This is a genomic window from Desulforegulaceae bacterium, from assembly GCA_034006035.1.
Taxonomy (GTDB): Bacteria; Desulfobacterota; Desulfobacteria; order Desulfobacterales; family JACKCP01; genus JACKCP01.
In genome coordinates, this window is the sequence record JAVETN010000001.1 from 51678 (window position 1) to 70913 (window position 19236).

The 19236-nt window shown below is 36.5% G+C and carries 18 protein-coding genes; 16 read left to right on the top strand and 2 right to left on the bottom strand.

The features are described from left to right. The first annotated feature begins 58 nt into the window (after window positions 1-58). From aprA to RBR53_00305, 15 genes are all read left to right on the top strand, one after another. Window positions 59-2035 carry an adenylyl-sulfate reductase subunit alpha gene (aprA, locus tag RBR53_00235; GenBank protein MDY0131076.1) on the top strand — a complete coding sequence of 659 codons (1977 nt, stop codon included), beginning with the start codon at window positions 59-61 and terminating at the stop codon, window positions 2033-2035. A 210-nt stretch (window positions 2036-2245) separates the two neighbouring features. Continuing rightward, window positions 2246-3520: a CoB--CoM heterodisulfide reductase iron-sulfur subunit A family protein gene (locus tag RBR53_00240; GenBank protein MDY0131077.1), complete on the top strand. Its 1275-nt coding sequence runs from the start codon at window positions 2246-2248 to the stop codon at window positions 3518-3520. A 15-nt stretch (window positions 3521-3535) separates the two neighbouring features. After that, complete coding sequence (locus tag RBR53_00245; GenBank protein MDY0131078.1) at window positions 3536-5869, top strand: FAD-dependent oxidoreductase; 2334 nt, start codon at window positions 3536-3538, stop codon at window positions 5867-5869. 48 nt (window positions 5870-5917) lie between these two features. Beyond that, on the top strand, window positions 5918-7102 hold the full coding sequence (gene qmoC / locus RBR53_00250) for a quinone-interacting membrane-bound oxidoreductase complex subunit QmoC (GenBank protein ID MDY0131079.1): 1185 nt from the start codon (window positions 5918-5920) through the stop codon (window positions 7100-7102). Window positions 7103-7170: 68 nt separating this feature from the next. Further along, the gene (locus RBR53_00255; protein ID MDY0131080.1) at window positions 7171-8145 is read left to right on the top strand and encodes an SUMF1/EgtB/PvdO family nonheme iron enzyme; all 975 of its coding nucleotides are present in this window, start codon (window positions 7171-7173) and stop codon (window positions 8143-8145) included. Window positions 8146-8151: 6 nt separating this feature from the next. Continuing rightward, entirely contained in the window at window positions 8152-8901 is a 750-nt protein-coding gene (locus RBR53_00260; protein MDY0131081.1) for a hypothetical protein, read from the top strand. An 80-nt stretch (window positions 8902-8981) separates the two neighbouring features. Beyond that, complete coding sequence (rplU, locus tag RBR53_00265) at window positions 8982-9293, top strand: 50S ribosomal protein L21 (protein MDY0131082.1); 312 nt, start codon at window positions 8982-8984, stop codon at window positions 9291-9293. Window positions 9294-9318: 25 nt separating this feature from the next. Then, entirely contained in the window at window positions 9319-9573 is a 255-nt protein-coding gene (rpmA, locus tag RBR53_00270) for a 50S ribosomal protein L27 (GenBank protein MDY0131083.1), read from the top strand. Then, entirely contained in the window at window positions 9570-10571 is a 1002-nt protein-coding gene (gene obgE, locus RBR53_00275) for a GTPase ObgE (GenBank protein ID MDY0131084.1), read from the top strand. Before rpmA ends, obgE begins: the two co-directional genes overlap by 4 nt. Beyond that, window positions 10561-11694, top strand: coding sequence for a glutamate 5-kinase (proB, locus tag RBR53_00280; GenBank protein ID MDY0131085.1), 1134 nt, complete (start codon window positions 10561-10563; stop codon window positions 11692-11694). Before obgE ends, proB begins: the two co-directional genes overlap by 11 nt. 115 nt (window positions 11695-11809) lie before the next feature. Continuing rightward, entirely contained in the window at window positions 11810-13060 is a 1251-nt protein-coding gene (locus RBR53_00285; GenBank protein MDY0131086.1) for a glutamate-5-semialdehyde dehydrogenase, read from the top strand. After that, a complete protein-coding gene (gene nadD, locus RBR53_00290; GenBank protein MDY0131087.1) occupies window positions 13041-13691 on the top strand; it encodes a nicotinate-nucleotide adenylyltransferase in 651 nt (216 codons plus the stop codon). The genes RBR53_00285 and nadD overlap by 20 nt, the downstream gene beginning before the upstream one ends. Next, window positions 13681-14121: a ribosome silencing factor gene (gene rsfS / locus RBR53_00295; GenBank protein MDY0131088.1), complete on the top strand. Its 441-nt coding sequence runs from the start codon at window positions 13681-13683 to the stop codon at window positions 14119-14121. Before nadD ends, rsfS begins: the two co-directional genes overlap by 11 nt. Continuing rightward, window positions 14108-15637 (top strand): 2,3-bisphosphoglycerate-independent phosphoglycerate mutase, encoded by a 1530-nt coding sequence (gene gpmI / locus RBR53_00300; GenBank protein ID MDY0131089.1) that lies wholly within the window; start codon window positions 14108-14110, stop codon window positions 15635-15637. Before rsfS ends, gpmI begins: the two co-directional genes overlap by 14 nt. A gap of 2 nt (window positions 15638-15639) precedes the next feature. Beyond that, window positions 15640-16149, top strand: a complete 510-nt coding sequence (locus RBR53_00305) for a type I restriction enzyme HsdR N-terminal domain-containing protein (protein MDY0131090.1) — start codon at window positions 15640-15642, stop codon at window positions 16147-16149. Between the two features lie 148 nt (window positions 16150-16297). Here the strand turns inward: RBR53_00305 and RBR53_00310 are convergent, their stop codons facing one another. Continuing rightward, window positions 16298-16966, bottom strand: coding sequence for a zinc ribbon domain-containing protein (locus tag RBR53_00310; GenBank protein ID MDY0131091.1), 669 nt, complete (start codon window positions 16964-16966; stop codon window positions 16298-16300). Window positions 16967-17253: 287 nt separating this feature from the next. On the opposite strand from RBR53_00310, the gene RBR53_00315 reads away from it, so the two are divergent. Next, window positions 17254-18294 carry a GGDEF domain-containing protein gene (locus RBR53_00315; GenBank protein MDY0131092.1) on the top strand — a complete coding sequence of 347 codons (1041 nt, stop codon included), beginning with the start codon at window positions 17254-17256 and terminating at the stop codon, window positions 18292-18294. A 207-nt stretch (window positions 18295-18501) separates the two neighbouring features. On the opposite strand, the gene RBR53_00320 is transcribed toward RBR53_00315, so the two are convergent. Beyond that, entirely contained in the window at window positions 18502-19134 is a 633-nt protein-coding gene (locus RBR53_00320; protein MDY0131093.1) for a YkgJ family cysteine cluster protein, read from the bottom strand. Window positions 19135-19236 lie beyond the last annotated feature (102 nt).

Consider the following 19236-nt stretch of genomic DNA (forward strand, 5'->3'; position numbering starts at 1 on the left):
TTATTTGGCAAAGTTTTAGTAAGTTAGAAAATATCCTTTACATCTAAGGAGGAAATAGATGGCATTACCTAATAAAGCAGTGGGTGAACTTAAGTGTGTTGAAACCCCTGAAATTAAAGAGCATGAAGTAGATATTCTTATCGTTGGCGGTGGAATGGCTGCCTGCGGTACTGCTTTTGAAATTAAAAAGTGGGCCGATGACGATATGAAAATTCTTTTGGTTGATAAAGCTGCAATGGAAAGATCTGGTGCTGTTGCTCAGGGCCTTTCAGCTATCAACACTTATATTGGTGAAAATACAATCGACGACTATGTTCGTATGGTACGTAACGACCTTATGGGTATAGTTCGTGAAGACCTTATTTTTAACCTTGGCCGTCATGTTGACGATTCTGTGCATCTTTTTGAAGAGTGGGGACTTCCAATCTGGAAAAAAGATGAAGAAAACAAGAACGTAGACGGTAAGCGCGGGCTTAAGTTTGGTTACCTTAAAGATGGTGCCAAGCCTGTTCGTACAGGTAAGTGGCAGATAATGATCAATGGTGAGTCTTACAAGAGAATCGTTGCTGAAGCAGCTAAAAAAGCACTTGGCGAAGATAATATCATGGAAAGAATTTTCATTGTTGAACTTCTAACCGACAAAAATGAAGAAAATCGTATTTCCGGTGCAGTTGGTATTTCAATCCGTGAAAACGAAGTTCATTATTTCAAGACTAACGCAATGATGGTTGCCTGTGGTGGTGCTGTTAATATTTACCAGCCACGTTCAGTTGGTGAAGGTAAAGGCCGTGCATGGTATCCAGTATGGAACGCAGGTTCTACATATACAATGGCTCTTAGAGCAGGTGCTGAGCTTTCCATGATGGAAAACCGTTTCACCCCAGCTCGTTTTAAAGATGGTTATGGTCCTGTTGGTGCATGGTTCCTTCTTTTCAAAGCTCATCTTGAGAACTCTCTTGGTGAAAACTATGCAGCTTCTCAGAATGCAAAAGATGAACTTGCAAGTTACGCACCTTATGGAACAGCCCCAATTACACCTACCTGTCTTCGTAACCACCTTATGCTTTTTGAAATGAAAGCAGGACGTGGACCAATTACAATGACTACCCCTGCAGCTCTTGCAAAACTTGGCGAGACCATGAGTAAAAAAGAGCTTAAGCAGCTTGAAGCTGAAGCATGGGAAGATTTCCTCGATATGACATGCGGCCAGGCTAACCTATGGCTAGCAACAAACACAGAGCCTGAGAAAAAAGAATCTGAAATTATGCCTACCGAGCCGTACCTGCTTGGTTCTCACTCAGGATGCTGCGGTATCTGGGTTTCAGGTCCAGACGAAGACTGGGTCCCTGAAGATTATAAGTGGGGCGATGGCGGAAAAATTTATTCTCAGATGACCACAGTAAAAGGCCTTTTTACTGCTGCTGACGGTATTGGTTGCTCAGGTCATAAATTTTCTTCAGGTTCACATGCTGAAGGTAGAATTGCTGCTAAGCAGATGGTTCGCTGGGTAAAAGATCATCCTGATTTTAAACCAGAGCCAGAGATGACAGCTCAGGAAGCAGCTGATATGGTTTGGCAGCCTGTTAAGACTTGGTTTGCACATAAAGATTATTCAACAATGGCAGACGTTAACCCAAAATACTGCAAGCCTGCTGGTATGACATTGCGTCTTATGAAAGCTACCAACGAGTACGGTGGTGGAATTGCAACTCATTATACAACCAACCAGAAAGCTCTTGAGCATCTAATGGAACTATTCCAGATGATGAAAGAAGACTGTGAATTGCTTGCTGCTGGTGACCTTCACGAACTAATGAGATGCTGGGAGATTATCCACAGAATTTATACTGTTGAAGCTCATACACGTCATATAATGTTCCGTAAAGAAACTAGATATCCAGGGTTTTACTATAGAACAGACCATAATTACCAGGATGATGAAAACTGGTTCTGTTTTGTAAACTCTTCATTCGATAAGAAGACCAACGAATGGACAATGAGAAAAGCTCCATACCACAGAATCGTCCCAATGTGATTTAAGGGAAAATTGATTTCAGTGGAAAGATAGCTGTATAAAATAACTACCTCCAGATCCTCATAGGATCTGGAGGTTTTTATTGATTTTAGCTGTGCCCATATTTAAAAGTGCATAAAAATATATTCTTTTAAATATGAGCATAGTGCGAAGAGCATAGGTGCAAAGATTGAACAAAAAGGTTTAAAACATTAATCCAGGAGGAGTAGAATGAGTGTTGAAACTACAGCCCCTGCCGGTGGCAGCATTCTAGTAGTAGGTGGTGGAATCAGTGGTCTTACCACCGCACTTGAAGCAGCCGAAGTCGGTTATGAGGTTTATATTGTCGAGAAATCCCCCTCTCTTGGAGGAAGGGTAGCTCAACTGAACCAGTATTTCCCCAAGCTTTGTCCGCCAACCTGCGGACTTGAAATCAACTATCGTAGAATTAAGGACAACCCGAAATTAAAAACTTTTACCATGGCTGAAGTGGAAAAAGTAACTGGCTCTGCGGGTAACTATGATGTAACCATCAAAGTCAGTCCAAGGTATGTGACTTCAGAATGTACCTGTTGCGGTGAATGTGCACAGGTTTGTGAAACTGAAATTGACAATGAATACAATTTTGGGATGAACAAATCCAAGGCAGCATATCTTCCCCATGAAATGGCATATCCCCAGAGGTATGTAATTGATCCTTCCATTATAGGTACAGAAGAGGCTCAAAAGTGCAAAGAAGCCTGTAAGTACAAGGCTGTTGATCTTGAGATGAAAGCTAAGACTTTCACCCTTAAGGTGGGTTCGGTTGTTTGGGCAACAGGATGGGAGCCTTATGATGCAACTAAGATAGACAATCTTGGTTTTGGAAGATATCCAAACATCATTACAAACATGATGGTGGAAAGAATGGCATCAGGAAATGGGCCTACTCAAGGAAAAATTTTAAGACCTTCAGACGACAAAGCTCCTGAAAGTGTTGTTTTTGTTCAGTGTGCTGGTTCTAGAGATGAAAATCACCTTCCTTATTGCTCCTATATTTGCTGTATGGCTTCTTTGAAGCAGGCAACTTATATAAGAGCACAATATCCAGATGCAAAAATTTATATTTACTATATAGATATGCGTACCCCTGGATATCGTTATGAAAAGTTTTACAAGATGCTTAAAGAAGATGAAAATATTTTCTTCATCAAAGGTAAGGTTGCAGAAGTTACTGAAGATGATGATGGTAATATCACTGTAGTGGCTGAAGATGCAGTGTCAGGCGAAAAAAATCGTCAGAAAGCAGATCTTGTTGTTCTTGCAACAGGAATGCAGCCCACTGCTGCTAAAGAAAAGCCGAATGCTGATCTCAAAATTTCTGAATACGGTTTTATTCAAAATGATTTTGACAAGGGCGGAATGTTTGCTGCTGGATGTGCAAATAAGCCACTGGATGTTGTTTCCAGCAACCAGAATGCAACAGGTATGGCTCTCAAAGCTATTCAAACCGTTAAGAGATCTTAAAAGGGAGCAGGTAAAATGGAAAAAAAGTATTGCACATATATTTGTACAGGGTGCGGAATTGGCGAAGCCCTGAACATTGAAAAATTGGAGGAGGCTGCAAAGGAAAAAGGCTATGATAGTAAGGTTCATCCTTGTCTTTGCAGTGAGGAAGGCGTTGAGTTACTTAAAAAAGATGTTGCAGATGGAGTTAATGCTCTTTCAATAGCAGCATGTTCACGAAGAGTTAACTTTGACATTTTCCGTTTTGATGGATGTGTTGTTGATAGAGTAAGTTTAAGAGAAGGTGTTGTCTGGTCTCATTCAAGGGAAGATTTTCCGGCACCCACAGAAGAGCAGCTTGATGATGAAACCTTTGTTGATAATATTCAGCATCTGGCAGATGACTATATAAGAATGGGAATTGCAAGGCTTGAAAAAATTACAGTTCCTGAGCCTTATAAACTTGAAAATTTCAACCGCAATATTCTTGTAATAGGCGGGGGTGTTACAGGTCTTACAGCAGCAGTTGAAGCTGCAGATGCAGGATACAATGTTACCGTTGTTGAAAAGACTGAAGCACTTGGCGGCTATTCTGCAAAAATGAGAAAACAAATCCCAATGGGTGACTACTCACAGGGACTTGTTGACCCCATTGTTGGCAAGCTTATTGAAAAAGCTGAAGCCAGTTCAAATATAACAATTAAAACAAATACTTTAGTTGCACGTATTGCTGGTCAACCAGGTGAGTTTGTTGTTACTTTTAAGAAGCCTGGTGAAAAAACTGAGTTTGACGTTCCAATGGCGGTTCCTGAAGAGCGGCGTTATGATGAAAAAGGGAATCCTCTTGACGTTGATCAAGTAAGAGAGATTTATGAAGAAATAAATGTAGGCCGTGCAGACGTTCTTACATTTGACCCTAATGGCGAACCATTTGCAGGTGTTGTTGTTGCTGCTGGATGGAGACCTGCTGAAGTTGATCCGGAAAAATATGCCCATCTTGGAGTTGGAAACAAAGATGTAATTACAAACCATGAGTTTGAGCAGCTTGCAGCTAAAGGAAAAGTAGTAAGACCATCAGACGGCAAGCCGGCCAAAAATGTAGTATTTATTCAAAGCCCTGGAATGGATGAGGGTGACTCTGATTTTGAATATACAGGTTCTGTGACAAGCATGGTTGCATTGAAACAGGCTAAATATGTTAGAGACGATTATTCAGACGGAAAAGCATATGTTATTTATCAGCATATGAAAACCCCGGGTCTTATGGAGGATTTCTATAAAGAAATTCAGCAGGACAGAGGAATTTTTCTTACAAAAGGTGAAGTTACTGAAGTAGTTGAAAATGGCGATGTCCTTGCAGTTTCAGCTGAGGGTACTCTTCTTGGAAATGATGTAACAATCAAAGCTGATCTTGTTGTTCTTGCAACAGGAATGGTTCCTGCCACTAAAGATGATCCTGTTGTAAACCTGGCATACAGACAAGGTCCTGGATTTAGAGATATAGATATTTTTGACGGATATGCAGATTCAAACTTTATTTGTTTTCCATACGAAACTCAAAGAACAGGGGTTTATACAGCTGGTGCAGTAAGAAGAAGTATGACAATTGAAGAGTCAACTGAAGATGCACGTGGTGCAGCTCTTAAGGCAATTCAGGCAATTGAATCAGCCAACAGAGGTACATCAGTTCATCCAAGATCAGGTGATATGACTTTCCCTGATTTTTTCTTCCAGCGTTGTACTCAGTGCAAACGTTGTACAGAAGAATGTCCTTTTGGAGCACTTGATGATGATGAAAAAGGTACACCAAAGCCAAATCCGACACGTTGCCGTAGATGCGGTACTTGTATGGGTGCTTGTCCTGAAAGAATTATCGGATTTGCAGATTATAATATTGACAGTATAGGCTCTATGATTAAGTCTGTCTGGGTTCCTTCAGACTGGGACTATGATCCAGTTCCACTTAGAATTCTTGGTTTAGTATGTGAAAATGATGCACTTCCAGCCCTTGACATGGCGGCTCTTCACAGAAAAAACATAAATCCCAATGTACGTATTGTTCCGGTTAGGTGCCTTGGTTCAATTAACGTTATATGGATTAAAGATGCCCTGTCTCAGGGTATGGACGGTGTGTTCATGCTTGGATGTAAGCATGGAGACGATTATCAGTGTCACTTTGTTAAAGGAAGTGAGCTAATGGATATCCGTACATCAAAAATGGGTGAAACTCTAGAAAGTCTTGCCCTTGAAAATGAAAGAATTGCACAGTTTGAAGTGGCTATAGACGATTATGACAAGGTTTCCGATATAATAAACGGATTTGTTGAAAAAGTTGAATCTCTTGGTCCCAACCCATTCAAGGGCTTCTAAATTTGAAGTTTTGTGATGTTGTAATTAATTTTCTAAGGAGGTTGGAAAATGTCTGAAAAATATATGGTGGAGCCTGATCTGGAATTCATAGATGATGTGATGGGGCTTGGCGGTGAAAGCTTAAAAAAATGCTTTCAGTGTGCAACATGTTCGGTGGCATGTCCTATAGCACCAGAAAATAAACCTTTCCCAAGGAAAGAAATGATAGCTGCGTCCTGGGGATTAAAAGACAAACTTGTTGGAAACGGTGATATTTGGCTTTGCCACAATTGTGGCGACTGCTCCACTCTTTGCCCAAGGGGTGCAAAACCAGGTGATGTTCTTTCAGCTCTTCGCTCATACGCAATTACAGAATATGCAAAGCCAAAAGTACTTGGAAAAATGGTAAATGATCCGAAAAAATTCTGGACACTAACCGCAGTTCCAGCAGTAATTTTTGCTGTATTTGCTATATTTACAATATTTGGCGGAGAGTTTATGGCCGGTATTTTCGGCGGTAAGCTCTGGTATCATACACCAGACGGTAATCCTTATCCTGGAGTAGCAGCTTCAAATTTTGTTTCAAGCTGGTTTGTTGACGTTGTTTTTATACCTCTTGCAATTTTTGTAGTCACAGTTTTTGCACTGGGTCTTAAAGATTTTATTGCTGATATGCATAAAAATGCAATTCTTGAAGGTAAAACAGCTAAAGAAAAAATTAATCTAAAAGAATTTCTTTTGACTTTTAAGGTCTCTATCCCTAAAATTTTAAAACATAGACAATTTACTGAGTGCGGTGAGAATAGAGAGCGTTCAACAGCTCATATGATGGTTCTTTTTTCATTCATAGGTCTTTTTATTACAACCGCAACAGTATTTGTGGGAGTTTATTTGCTTGGCTACGGCACTCCCTACAGCCAGCTTAATCCGATTAAATGGCTTGGTAACGTTTCAGGTGTTGCTCTTTTAATCGGTGGTGCTCTAATGGTTAAACAAAGACTTGATAAAAAAGAAGACCAGGTATCTTCATATAAAGACTGGTATCTTCTTGGTCTTATTCTTACAGTGGGCGGTACAGGTATGCTTACTCAAATGTCAAGATTAGCAGGTTCAGGTTTTTTCTGCTATACTTTTTACTATGTGCATTTGATTTCAATCTTTCATCTTTTTGCATATCTTCCATACTCAAAATTGGCACATCTTGTTTACAGAACAGTTGCCATGAATTATTCAGAGTATGCTGAAAGAAAATAGTACTTAAAGCTCAAGTTTAAAATTTAAAGGTCGGAATTTTTCCGGCCTTTACTTTTTTTGAGAGTAAAATGAAAAATAATAAGTTTAATAAAAAATCCATCTTGTATATACTGATAATTCTTATTTTTATAGTATATTCCAGGGTGTTTTTTGTTGTTTTTTCAGATAAAGAAGTTTCTGGAAATACTTGCTTGAAAAAACAAACAAAGCTAAATAAAGTTTTTGTAGAAAAGACCACAGGGCTAAAGTTTGTCAGAATGGACAGTGGTGAGTTTTACATGGGAAGCCCTGAGAGCGAAGATGGAAGAAAATCAGATGAAGGTCCTTTAACAAGAGTTTGCATTAATGAGTTCATGATTTCAGAAAGTGAGACAAGGGTTAAGGATTTTTCATTGTTTGTCTCTCAAACAAATTATATAACCACAGCAGAAAAAGAAGGCTTTTCCTATATTTATTCTCCTTTAACGGGTAGATGGGAAAAAAAAACAGGGGTTTCATGGAAGAAGCCGGGCTTTGAACAAACTGAAGATCATCCGGTGGTTCATCTTTCTTTTTTTGATGCAATGGAGTTTGCTAACTGGCTGGATCAAAAATATAAGCAAATAAAAATAGGGCTTCCAAGTGAACATCAATGGGAATATGCTGCAAAAAAAGGCTATATTGAATTAAAAAACAAAGAAGAAATCTGTTTGTATTCAAATTCAGCTGATTTAAGTGCAAAGGGAAATTTTCCAGGGTGGAAGATTTCAAGCTGTGAAGACGGTTTTGTGTTTACTGCTCCTGTTAAGAGTTTTAATCCAGATACCAATGGACTCTACGATATGGCAGGTAATGTTTGGGAGTGGTGTGATTCAGAATATAAGCCTTATATCAGTAGCCAGAACTTAAGTGTTTATGGGAAAAAAAAGAGTGTTGTGATAAAAGGTGGAAGTTTTTACAGTAAACCGGAGTTTTTGAGGTTTTCTGCAAGGGAGCATTTAAACTCAGGGAAAAAAAGAGCTTATGATCTTGGGTTTAGATTAGTGATAACAGGCAATGATTGATTGAATATGAGCGAAAAACAAACAAATATAAAAGAAAATGAAAAATTTAAAGGGCTTTTTTCCCTGTTTTCAGGAAGAGAGCTGAAAACATTTTTTAAAAAATACATTGTTTTTATTGTTGTAATTGAAATCTTGATATTCATGATTTGTTGGCTCTATCAGATTGGTGCAATAGGTTATGACAGGTTTGGTCCTGTTGAGAGCAGCTTTCCCTGGAAGGTATATTTTATAACTGCCTTTATGGTTCCAGTTGGAATTACTTTTATGTTTGGAGTTTTTATTGTAACTTTTGAGCACTTATTTTTTCACGGAAGAAAGATCAATGAAAAAAATAAAAAGAGAGAAGAAAAAACAATAAGGCTCAGGCAGTTTTTAACTTTTGTTTTTCATTCACCTTTTCTTGCTTTTGTTTTAGTTTTAGGTGTTATTTTGCTCTTATTCCTTGATTTTGATAGATTGAGCTTTTTTTTAGAAAGTAGTAGTAAAAATTTTTTTGAAGGTGTAAAGATTTTGCTTATAGGGCTGAGTGCAGGGTTGACTTTAGTTGCACTTGGGTGGCTTTTGTTTAGATACAAGCTTAAAAGAAAAGAAATGGATTATTTGTATAGATTGAAATTGGCCGAAAAAACTGGTGTGGTATGGATAGAAAAAGATAAGGTAATAGAAAAAGACGGTAAAATTATTATTTTGGGAAAAAAAGGTGATGAAAGTGATGATTTATATCTGCCTGGAATAAAACCAAATGATGATAATTAACTTGACAATTTAAGATTAGAATGTAAAAAATGTGATTTTGTAAAGATTATGGAATTTTTTGTATAATAAGGAGAAAGACCATGTATGCAGTCGTGGCAACCGGTGGTAAACAATACAGAGTTGAAGAGGGCGAAGTCCTCAAGGTAGAAAAACTTCCCGGAGAAGTGGGTTCGGAAGTTGTTTTAGATGATGTACTTCTTTATTCTGATGGAGAAAATGTCAGTATAGGTCAGCCAAAGCTTGAAGGTGCTTCTGTGAAAGCAGAAATTGTAGAGCAGGGCAGACTTAAAAAAGTGATTGTTTTCAAGTTCAAGAGAAGAAAACGTTATAGAAGAAAACAGGGGCATAAGCAGCATTTTACTGCGATTAAGATTAAGCAGATTGAAGCATAATTTTTTATAATCCAAGAGGTGGATAATGGCTCATAAAAAAGCAGGCGGGAGTACCAGGAACGGCCGTGACAGTGCTGGTCAACGCCGAGGTGTAAAAATATTCAGCGGACAAAGAGTTCTTGCAGGCAATGTGCTTGTAAAACAATTGGGTACTAAAATTTATCCTGGAGAAAATGTCGGGATGGGACGTGATTTTACCTTATTTGCAACATCTGACGGTGTTGTAAAGTATGAAAGAATGGGTAAAACTCGTAAAAAAGTAAGTGTTGTTGCCGCGTGAAATTTGTAGATGAAGCCTGGATCAAGATAGAGTCAGGAAAAGGCGGCCCGGGCTGTGTCAGTTTCCGTAGGGAGAAGTTTATCGAAAAAGGTGGCCCCAACGGAGGAGATGGCGGAAAAGGCGGGGATGTAATAATTCAGGCTTCAGAAAACCGCAGAACTCTTTACAGATTCAGATACACTACCGTAGTAAAAGCAGAAAACGGAAGGCCCGGGGAAGGAAGCTTAAGGAGCGGACGAAAAGGCAAGGATGTCACTCTTGAAGTTCCCCCTGGGACACTTGTTTTTCATTCAGATACAAAAGAACTTATTCACGATTTTTCTGCTGAGAATGAATCTATCATAGTTGCTAAAGGCGGAAGAGGCGGAAAAGGGAATAAATTCTTTACCACATCAACCAACAGGGCTCCAAGATTTGCTCAGCCTGGTGAAGAAGGTGAAGAGCTAAACCTTTTTCTTGAGCTCAAACTTTTGGCAGACATTGGTATTATTGGTTTTCCCAATGCAGGAAAGTCATCTCTTATAAGCAGAATTTCAGCAGCCAGGCCTAAAGTAGCAGATTATCCTTTTACAACTCTTATTCCTAATATAGGAGTTGTTGATCCAGGTTTTGGTGAGCCTTTTGTTGCAGCTGATATTCCCGGAATAATTGAAGGGGCTCATAAAGGAGTTGGGCTTGGGCACAGGTTTTTAAAGCATGTTGAAAGAACAAAGCTTATTGTCCATCTTATAGATGCTTCATCTATTGATGAAACAGACCCTCTTTATCAATTCAATTCATTAAATAATGAATTAAGACTTTTTAATCCTCAAATTCTTAAAAAGAAACAAATAATTGTTTTAAATAAAATCGATTTAACAGAGTCCGTTGAAAAAGTTGATATATTCAAAAAGCAATTCCAGGGTAAAAGAGTTTTTGAAATTTCTGCTGCCACAGGCAAAGGAGTTGAGCAGCTTGTCAAATTTTTAGGGCAGGTTTTAAAAAGAGATGATAAATAACAAAGAGCATATAGAAACTGCAAGAAGAATAGTAATTAAGCTTGGGAGTAATGTTCTTACAGGAAAAAATGATCTTAATATTTCAGTAATAGCTTCTTTGTCCAAACAGGTTAATTCCTTAATTCAATCAAATAAACAGGTTATAATCGTATCTTCAGGGGCAATGGCTGCTGGGCTTAAAAAAATGGGGCTTAAAAAAAGACCGGTTCTTTTGCCTGAACGTCAGGCTGTTGCCGCAGTTGGTCAGACCAGGCTTATCATGGAATATGACCGTGCTTTTTCTGTTTATGGGATAATTGTCAGTCAGCTTCTTCTGACCTCGGAAGATCTTGGTGAAAGAAAACGGTATTTGAATGCCCGTAATACCTTAAACACTCTTTTGTCTAAAAATATAATTCCAATTATAAATGAAAATGATACAGTTTCAATTGATGAAATTGCTTTTGGGGACAATGATAACCTTTCTGCAATGGTTGCAATGCTCATGGACGCGGATCTGCTTATCAACCTTACAGATATTGATGGAGTATATACAAAAGATCCAAGAAGATTTGAAGATGCTGAGCATATAAGTCTTATAGATTCAATTACTGAAGATATTGAAAAAATGGCTGGAGATATTCCAGGTGCTCTTGGTACCGGAGGGATGAAATCTAAGATCAAAGCCGCAAAAAAAGTTATGATGCACGGAATTCCAATGATAATTGCAAACGGACTTCATTCTCATACCATAGATGATATATTTTCTTTTAAGGCAAATGGAACTTTTTTTGTTCCTTTAAGGGAAAAAATTAAGAGCAGAAAGTCCTGGATAGCTTTTAATCTTAAGCCTAAAGGATCAATAGTTATTGATGAGGGTGCAAAAAAAGCCCTTGTTAAAAATGGAAAAAGTCTTCTTCCCGGAGGAATTATAGTTGTAAATGAAGATTTTCATATGGGAGAACCAGTTAAGATTCTAGATAAAAAAGGTGAAGAAATAGGCTCAGGACTTGTGAATTATTCCTCTGCTGATATAAGAAAAATTGCGGGAAGAAAAACCGATGAAATTAAAAAAGTTCTTGGCCTTAAGCCCTATGATGAAATTATACACAGGGATAATCTTGTTATAATACTTACAAAATAATTTTTTGCTGGTGCGATTTAATTGGGTTTAATCTTCTTCCCCTATTTGTTTCCAATTATTGATTAATATTTCAGACCAAAGATTTAATATTGAAAACTTGAAATCGGGGTGAAAAATGGAAAAATTAATAACCGAAATTGCTCAGAGTGCAAAAAATGCCTCAAGAAAAACAGCCATCCTTTCAACAGATCAAAAAAACAAGGCTTTGAAAGAAATAAAGTTAAGCCTTGAAAAAAACTACAAAAAAATTCAGGAAGAAAATTTAAAAGATATTGAAAAAGCAAGGGAAGAAGGACTTTCATCTGCAATGATAGATCGACTGACTTTGAGTGATAACGTAATGAACTCAATGATTTCAGGAATAGATGAAGTTATTCTTCTTGACGATCCTGTTGGGAGAATAGGTTCCATAAAAAAAAGACCAAACGGCCTTGAAGTAGGGAGGATGAACATTCCAATCGGAGTGATAGGAATGATTTATGAATCAAGGCCAAATGTTACAATAGATGCCGGTGTTTTATGTCTTAAAGCAGGTAATGCCGTTATTCTAAGAGGGGGAACAGAAGCTTTTCACTCAAACCAGATTCTTGGTTCAGCAATTTCGGAAGGCCTTGAAAATGCTGGTCTTGATAAAAAAGCTATCCAGATAATTCCTGTAAAGGAAAGGGAGGCTGTTGATTTCCTTCTTAACCAAGAAGGTCTTATTGACTTGATGATCCCAAGGGGTGGAGAAGGGCTTATAAGATTTGTAACTGAAAATTCAAGTATTCCTGTTCTCAAACATTATAAAGGGGTTTGTCATGTCTATATTGATAAATTTGCAGAACTTGAAATGGCCATTGAAATAGCTTTTAATTCAAAAGTTCAAAGACCTGGAGTGTGCAATGCAATGGAAACACTTTTGGTTCACAAAGATATTGCAGACAAATTTCTTCCTCATATTGGTAAACTATACAATAATTCAGGGGTTGAAATTAAAGGCTGTCCTAAAACCTGCGAAATAATAAAAGAAGCAGCTTTAGCAAGCCAAGATGATTTTGGGGTAGAGTTTTTAGATCTTAAAGCATCAATAAAAGTTGTAGACAGTTTTAATCATGCCCTGGATCATATTTCAGTTCATAATTCAGGACATACTGAATCAATAGTTACCAAAGATTATTCAAGGGCAAGACGGTTTTTAAGAGAAGTTGATTCTTCTGTTGTTCTTGTAAATGCTTCAACAAGGTTTAATGACGGCAATCAGCTTGGACTTGGAGCTGAAATAGGAATAAGCACAGACAAGCTCCATGCATATGGGCCCATGGGAATTGAAGAACTTACAGCAAGAAAATTTATAGTGTTTGGCGATGGACAGATCAGAAACTGAGCAAAGAACAGGGATTTTCGGCGGTACTTTCAATCCTTTTCATAAAGGCCATTTAAATGCGGCTGAAGCTGCTTTTAAAGGCCTTAACCTTAAAGAGCTTATTTTTATTCCAGTTTACCTTCCTCCTCACAAAGGTTATTCAACTCTGGCATCTTCTGAGGATAGGATAGAAATAATTAAAAAATCCATTGAAGGTAAAAAAAATTTTTTTATTTCTGATCTTGAAATAAAAAGAAAAGGCCTTTCTTATACTATAGATACACTTAAAGAGATAAAATCTGGCAAAAAAGGAGAGTTTTTTTTTATAATGGGATCAGATTCTTTTTTAAGTTTCAATAAATGGCATAGGTATAAAGATATTTTAAAAATTTCAGGCCTTGCAGTGGCAAGTCGACCAGGATTTGACCCTGAAATTGAAACTCTGGGTATTAAAGGATATTATTTAAAAAATAAGGGGCATTATTCCCATAAAGAGTATAAAGATATTTGTTTTTTTAAGATCAATGAAAAAAACATCTCTTCAACAGGTATTAGAAAATTGATAAAACAAGGACAAAGTTTAAAAGATTATCTTGATGAAAAAGCAGCTGATTACATAGAAGAAAAAGGGCTTTATAAAGATGAAAAATGAAATAGAAGAATTTGCACTTCCTTTTGTTGCTGCGGTTTTGGATAAAAAAACAGAAGGGGTTATAGCACTGGATGTGTCAAAGCTTACTTCGGTTGCAGATGTTTTCATTATAGGCAGCGGGAGATCTGTAAGACAGGTCAAGGCCATAGCCGGGCATGTGAGAAGAAAGTTAAGAGAAAAAGGCAAAAAATCTTTAAACATTGATGGCGAAAATGAAGGAAATTGGGTTTTATTAGATTATGGTGATGTGGTAATTCACCTTTTCCTTGAATCAACAAGAAGATTTTACGATCTTGAAGGATTGTGGATGGATGCTCCAAAAATTTTAAAGGATTTTATAGATAAGAAAATTTCTGAGACAGTTTATGACGACGATGAGGAAGATGATGACTTCTGGAGTAGTGAAGAAAATGAGTATGAAGAATATTAGGCCTTGCCTTCTTATGATTTTAGATGGCTGGGGCAAAGGTGAAAACTACCCGGGTAATGCTGTAAAAGCGGCCAACACTCCTAATCTTGATTTTTATTCGGCAAATCACCCCATGGCTGAGTTAAAGTGCTCAGGTGAAGCTGTTGGGCTTCCTTCCGGTGTTATGGGTAACTCTGAAGTAGGACATCTTAACATTGGTGCAGGAAGAGTTGTTTATCAAGACCTTTTAAGAATTGACAAAGCCATTGAAGATAAAAGTTTTTTTTTAAACAAAGCTTTTAATGATCTTTTTGATAAAACTAAAAAAAATAATGGCAAAGTTCATTTTTTGGGTCTTTTGTCAAATGGAAGAGTTCACAGCAGCCTTGATCACCTTTATGCCCTTATTGAAATGGCAGTTAAAAAAAATATCAAGGCAGTGGTTCATCCTATAATGGATGGAAGGGATACTTCTCCAGACAGCGGAATAAAATTTTTAAATGAGCTTAGAAAAAAAATTGCTCCCTTTAAAAATATAACCATAGGCACAGTCTGCGGAAGATTTTATGCCATGGACAGGGACAAAAGATGGGAAAGAGTGGAAAAAGCCTATAATCTTTACACAAAAGCAGAAGGTGAGGTTTTTGGCTCAGCAGAAGATTCAATACTTTTTTATTATGAAAATAAAATAACAGATGAATTTATAAAACCTTCAATAATAGATAAGGAAAGCATTGTAAAAGATAATGACGGAGTTATTTTTTTTAACTTCAGAGCTGATAGGGCAAGGGAAATTACCAGTGCTTTTACATCTGAAGAGTTTGGTGAGTTTGAAAGAAAAAACAGGCCAAATCTTTCGGGTTATGTGTGCATGACTTCCTATGATAAGGATTTTGATCTTGAGGCGGCATTTCTTCCCATGGAAGTAAAAAACAATTTAGGCGAATTTATTTCAAATCAGGGATTAACTCAGCTTAGAATAGCAGAAACTGAAAAATATGCCCATGTAACATATTTTTTTAACGGGGGAAATGAAGAGCCATACCCAAAGGAAGATCGAATCCTTGTTCCATCTCCAAGGGAGGTGGAAACCTATGATAAAAAGCCTGAAATGAGCGCAGAAGAAGTTTGTAATTCATTTGTAAAGGCATTTAAGGAAAATGATTATTCTCTTTGTGTTTTAAACTATGCCAATATGGACATGGTTGGGCACACAGGAGACTTTGACTCAGCAGTAAAAGCCTGTGAAATAGTGGATAAATTTGTAAAACCGGCTGCTGATTCAGTTCTTGCAAAGGGGGGATTTGTAATTATTACTGCAGATCATGGAAATCTTGAAAAAATGTGCGATGAAAACAGCTGTGCATATACGGCCCACACCACAAATCCTGTTAATTTTATTCTTGTGGATAATGAAAAAAAAAACTTGCTTAAAACCCGGGGAAAACTTGGAGATATTGCTCCGACAATTCTTGAGGTTATGGGTTTGGAGCTTCCCTTGGAAATGACAGGAAAAAGCCTTGTAAGGAGAGATTGATAATGGATTGTATAAAAGACTATTTAACAGGAAAAGAAATTAATTTAACTGGAGCAGAAGAAAACCGCCAAAAAGTTATGAAATTTCTTGTAGAAGAAAAAGGTTTTTTAAAGTCAGATATAAAAGCCAGGGTAGAGTTTGAGATTTTAATTTCAGGGGAACCTTACAAAACAGAAATAGATCTTTTAATTTTAATAAACAAAATGATTGTTGCTGTTTTTAAAACTCCTGCAGGTTCCCTTTCTTCCTGGGATAGAGAAATTATTTCCGGAGCAAGAATTCTTCTGCCTGATTATCAAATACCTTTTGCAATAGTTTCTGACGGAGAAAACGCAGAGATTTTCGATACTGTCAAAGGTGAAAAGATTGGAAGAGGGATTGAAAATATTCCTTCAAAAGAAGAGATTCAAAACTATCTTGATAAGAATCCTTTGACAGAGTTTCCAAAGGAAAAAACTGAAAGACAAAAGCTGGTATTTAAAACTTATGATGAATTAAATATAAATAGATAAAATAAAATCAATCAAGTTTTGCTTTTCTCGCTTTAACTTAAAAAATCTGTTTTTGTCTGATTTTTAAATAAAAAACTAAAAGTTTTCGTCTGACTTTGTAAACCAGTCAGCGAAAACTTTTTTTACTTATGAACTGAAAAATTTAAGTTCAATTTAGTTCTTTTCCGCAGTGTTTGCAGACTTTTGCCCTTCTTTTGATTATTTCAGCACAAAAAGGACATTCTCTTGTAAAGCATCTTCCATGGATTTTACCAACAGCAAGCTCTATTGCGTCTGCTACCTTTGTAGTGGGTGGTTTTATATTTCTCAAAGGTTCAATTGCTTCTATTATATCAGCACAGTCGCCAAGCATTTCAATTGATTTCAGCCTAACTCTAATAGGTTCCAAGTTATCTTGAGCCATGGAAATTATCTTGATGAAGTCTTTATTTACATAGCAGTCTGCCAGGATTGAAAATCCAGTTTTAATTCTTTCTTCGATTTCTTCTTGTTCATTAATTAATTCTTCTGAAACTATCTGCCCTTCTCCTCCAGCCTTTCCAAATACAGACATAAGCTCAAAAGTATTTGTAAAAGGATAGTTAATACATCTAAACGATGCCCTGTGTCCGTAGGTTTCTTCAATATCATCCCATCCGCTTACAAAAGGGGGACAATCATCATTGAAACATACAAAAAGAAAGGGTTCTCCCCAACCAAGACCGTCACTAAAGGTTATAGGAGGAACTTCCCATATATTCATTTCTTTGCCACAATGGGGGCAATTCGGTTTTTTTATTTCTAAAAGTTTTTGAAGGTACTCATCCCTTGTTTGCATATAAAATCTCCTTTTAACATAAATATAGATATTGAAGATAACAATGAGTTATGGGATTGGCAAGTCTGTGTCATAAATTTGTCGCATTCTTTTATTCCGGCATTTTATTGCCGGTGTTTTTTTCCTGATTTTTTCCCGGTTTATAGCTCATCCCCTATATTTTATTTAGCATGAGTTGGCCTTAAATAAACAAGCTCAAGGAGTTAGTTCATGACAAGAATTGATTTTTATTAGTGTTGGTATGAGTTTTGTATAATAGTCTTTAAATGCAAAACTCAGGAGCTTTTATGAACAAAAAATATTTAAGAACCAATTCAGAGTTTTTTTTACCTAGTTTTTTAAATTTTACAAGAATAAAAGATTTAAAAAGGCTTAACAGATACCTTATAAATATACATCAAGCAGTAAATTTTGAAGAGATTACTTTAGAGCTTTCAAAATGCATTTCTGATATTTTTGTTCATGAATTTTTTGGACTTGCTGTTCAAGATAAAGATAAGTTAATGGTCTGGATTGAACCTTCAGTTTTCAAGGCTAGAATTGAAAGCATTGTAAGAAAAGATTTTTCTTTTGATGGAGACCTGGAAATTCATTCTATTAATTCATCAAAAACAGGTTTTCTTGAAGAAAACAGTCTTGAAAAATCATTGCTTGGAAAAGAGTTTTATGGAACCAATTTTAAAGCAAAGCTTTATATTTTACCTGGTAAAAAAATAATTGGGAAATACCATGGTGAAATTATATCTGATATGGTGACAGGTCTTGAAAATGCGGTTTCTTCTTTTATAAAAATGAAATCATTGGAAGATGCAGCTTCCATTGATTTTCTTACAGGATGCTATAATAGAAGAGAGTTTAATCTAAAGCTTGAAGGGCAGTTTTCTTTTTGCAGGAGGTATGAAAAAGATTTCAGTCTTGTTATGTTTGATATAGATTATTTCAAAAAAATTAATGACACTTACGGACATGATTCAGGAGATCAGATTTTAAAGGAGATCTCAGGAAGAATAAAAAAAATGATTAGAACAGAAGACAGTTTATTCAGGTATGGAGGAGAGGAGTTTGCAGTTATTCTTCCTGGAACTGAAGAGTCAAAAGCAGCAGTCCTTGCAGATAGATTAAGAGAAGAAATAGCAGCTCAGCCTTTTATTATAGATAATCACCCTGTTTTTGTTACTTCAAGTTTCGGGGTTTCTTCTTTTGCCAGGGCAAAAACATCAGAGGAGCTGGTTAAAAATACTGATAAGCTTTTGTATAGAGCAAAAAACAGTGGTAGAAACAAAGTAATGCCCAAGGTTCTAAGACTTTATAAACAAGTGGCAAAATAAGCTGGTTGTAAAAAGTCAAACCTGATTAAAATTTATCTGAAACAGTAAATTAATAAGGGAATTTGGGTTTTTGGAAAATATTTAAGATTTCCGGGGTCAAATTCCCTTTAATTATTTCGTATATCTGAAAAATGCCTTATTATCAGATTTTAAGACTTATACTATAAGCTGCTGAAGTCTTTTTAAATTAAAACCTTGTTCCTTTGCTCAATTGTTTTTGATTATTGAATTAAGCTCCATTACAAGTTTTTTCAATTCGTTTTGATATTCAGGGGGAACCATAACTGCTCCTGGTGTCTGGTTTTCAACAAACTTTGAGGTGAAAAGAGGGTTGGAACCGTGAACAATCAGATCTATCAAATTTCCGCTTAACCCATCGTAATCTAAAAGCTCTACAAATTGCTGAACTAGATTGTTTATTGACATTGTTTTTTCATCGATTTCAGAAACACCTGATTTGGAGCAATCTTCGAATGAAAGCTGGACTCTGCATGCCAGTGGTCTTATATCATAAATAATACATTGATTTTCATACAAAAAAGGGCATTTGATATTTGTTTCAGGGATGTATTCTTCGGGAAGATCCTGGTCAGTCATGGAAATGTTTGCAATGGCATTTATTGTTGTTTTAGGCATAAATCTTTCATAGTCAAGATAGTCTTCAAGCTTTTTTTTAAGACTGGAGCTGATTTTGCCCATTATAAGCTCTGCTTCAAGAGATGTTGCAGCTATGTTTATTGTGCAGCATTTATCACAGCCTTTGCTGCAAAAAAAATTATTGTTTTTTATCCATTTTTCATGGACTGAATACATTTGTTGAAGTTTTTCAATTCTGTTCATCTGACTTTCCTTTTATCAATTCACTGGTAAACTCAAAACTTATAGGATGATAGAGAAAGAATAAAGAGTTTAGTTAAGCTCAATTTGAATCTTGAGATATTA